At 68.9% G+C, this 2,650-nt stretch carries 1 protein-coding gene and 1 pseudogene; both read right to left on the bottom strand.

The window, feature by feature from the left end; genetic code table 11:
* Positions 1-138: 138 nt before the first annotated feature.
* The gene (locus A5714_RS21805) at positions 139-1,809 is read right to left on the bottom strand and encodes an ABC transporter permease (RefSeq protein ID WP_068288782.1); all 1,671 of its coding nucleotides are present in this window, start codon (positions 1,807-1,809) and stop codon (positions 139-141) included.
* Positions 1,809-2,650, bottom strand: a pseudogene (locus tag A5714_RS21810) (hypothetical protein); the annotation flags it as partial. The gene A5714_RS21805 and the pseudogene A5714_RS21810, both read right to left, overlap by 1 nt.

The raw sequence follows: 2,650 nt of genomic DNA on the forward strand, positions 1-2,650 counted from the left end.
TCAGATCGTCGGTGAAGGCTCGCAATTCGTCGACGTTGACGTCGCGGTCGTAGAGCCACGTGCATTGCGCCGCGCTGCCCTGACCGGTGGCGCGCAGCCGCAGGAAAGCAGCCTGGTCCAGCAGCCCGAGCCGTCCCACTAGCACCCCGCTTCGGCCGCGGCGCGATAACCGCGGATGGCCGCGGGCGCGAACACCACGACCAGCGCGGCGGCCCACAGGGCCACCTGCCACAACGGCCGCAGCACCGGCCCGCCACCCGCCAGCGCTCGCATCGCCTCGATCGTCGGCGACATCGGCTGGAAACGCACCACGGGTTGTAGCCAGCCCGGAAACTTCTCGGCGGGCGCGACCCCGGTGTTGAGGAACAACAACACGACGCAGCCGGCGCCCAGCCAGGTCACCATCGCCTTGCCGTCCGCGCGAACGGCGATCGCAATCACCACCGTCGCCATGCCGGCCGAAATCGCCACGGGCAGCAGCACAAAGGTGAGCGCGCTGACCCAGCCGTGGCTGAACCTCAGGCCCAGGGCGATTCCGAAGACAGTGAGCACAACAGCGGAGGTGGTGGTGCGGGCGGCTTCGGCGACGAGTCGGCCGGCCAGAGCGCTTGCCCGATGCACCGGCTGCACCCACAACCTCGCCAGCAGCCCCGACTCCCGTTCGGCCGGGAGCGCCACGCCGACGCCCACAGTCCCGAAGATCGCGCCCGCGACCGCGCACATCGGGACCAGACCGTACACGCTGTCGTGCCCCGTCACCGTGAGCACGGCCTTGCCGATGAGCAATTTGTACACCAGCAGCAGCAGCGTCGGGAACAGCAGCGCCTGCACGGCGACCACCGGGTCGCGGCGCCAGCGTTGCAAGAGCCTGCCCGTCTCCGAAGCGCTCTGCCCCACGAATGCAGCCATCGAGGCGGTGAAGGAACGTCGTTCTCTGACAACGGGTTTGGCCGCCGAAATCGCCGGCGTTGCCGTGGAAGCCGGCGCGCCGTCGCGCGCGGCCCGGGCGGTACGCCGCGTCACCCCCGATCGCGCTGCGGCACAACGCGCCTGCATCCGCACCGCAAGCACGGCGAACAACGCCAACGATCCCACGCACCAGGCCAAGGTCACCGTCAGATCGCTCGGCGCGACGTGACCGGCGGCGAGCCCGCGCAGTGTCGCGGTGACCTGCGAAACCGGCTGGAATCGGACGAACGGCCCCAGCCAGGCCGGAAACGCCTGCGCCGGAGCGATGCCCGTGGACAGCAACACCAGCACCAGTTGTGGAAGGAAGAGCAGTTGGCTCGACGACTCGACGGAGCCGACGCGGCAGCCGAGCGCGTCCGCGCCCAGACACACTGCCATCGCGAAAGAGATGACGATGACCGCAAACAACACCGCCGTGCCGGTGCCGCCGGCCAGGCGGAACCCGAACGGCCACCCGATGGCGACCGCGGCGACCAACGCGATCACCGCGCGTAACAGGCAGTACAGCATGCGCGCGGTCAGCGGCACTCCCGCCGGAATCGGGTGCGTGCGCAGGCGCAAGCCGAATCCCGACAGTCGATCGCGCGCCGCGCGGTCGGCGGTGGTCATCGCCCCGAACAGCATGGACTGAACGATCACCAGGGGGAGGACGTACTGCGGGTAGGTCATCGGCCCGGTGTCGATGAGGCTGCCCAATACCGCCGTGAACCCGAGGAAGCAGCCCACCGGCGCCAGGACCGCGAACAACAGATCGGCGTCGCGGCGCGCGCCCGACAACGTGCGCCAGGTCAGCGCCGCTAGAGCATTGACGTTCTCAGCGGCGGCAGAACGGGCCTGCATCAGGCATCGGTGTGCGGCCCGGCGCCGTCACACGCGCGGGTGAACTCGGCGCGCATCGTCTCCACGTAACGCTGGATGGACCTGCGTGCGACGGCGGTTCCGGGATAGGCGACCACCAGCTGCGTGCTGTCACGCATGCGATTGACCCACATGCACACGGTCTCCGAGAGGCGGTTGTCGCCCCAGATACCGGCGCGCAGGCCGTCGAAGTCGTTACCGAACGGCAGCTTCCGGATGTCAATGTAGGACAACATCGGGACGGGCCGGTCGGGAACCTCGATCGAACCCGACGATCCGTCCGGCGTCTCGAGCAGGTGGTAGTACGGCACCGCGCCCAGCGCCGAATTCGCGTTGAACGACTCCTGTGCGGCGCTGGCCACCGCGCCGAACGACGCGCCGGCGGTCGGGATCGCCAGCGGGACGAAGCTGGCCAACCAACCGACCGTGAGGACGTGGGCAGGATCGCGACGGTTGTCGAACGGTGTGAGCCCGAAATACGTTGCGGCACCGGTCAATCGACGCTCGGTCAGCGCGGCGCAGGCGAACACGCCACCGCTGAACCGGGCGCCGGCCGCTCGGCACACCGCTTCGAAGCGCTCACCCTGATCCCCATCCATCATGTCGAACACCTCGATGGCTCCCGGGGTGTCGGCGGTCGCCTCGCCCAACTCCAAGGGAAACCTCGGCAGCGCGCCATTGTTGGCCGCCAGAAACGCGTGCCATGCCCGAATTTCGGGTGACTCGTCGGTCAGGCTTGCCGTGTAGGCGCGCTGCGTCGCGCTGTATTCACGGTGGCTGGCAGCGGGAATTACCGGGGCACCTGCGTTTTCGATCGCGGAAA

It is taken from the genome of Mycobacterium sp. E2462, assembly GCF_001672685.1.
Taxonomy (GTDB): Bacteria; Actinomycetota; Actinomycetes; order Mycobacteriales; family Mycobacteriaceae; genus Mycobacterium.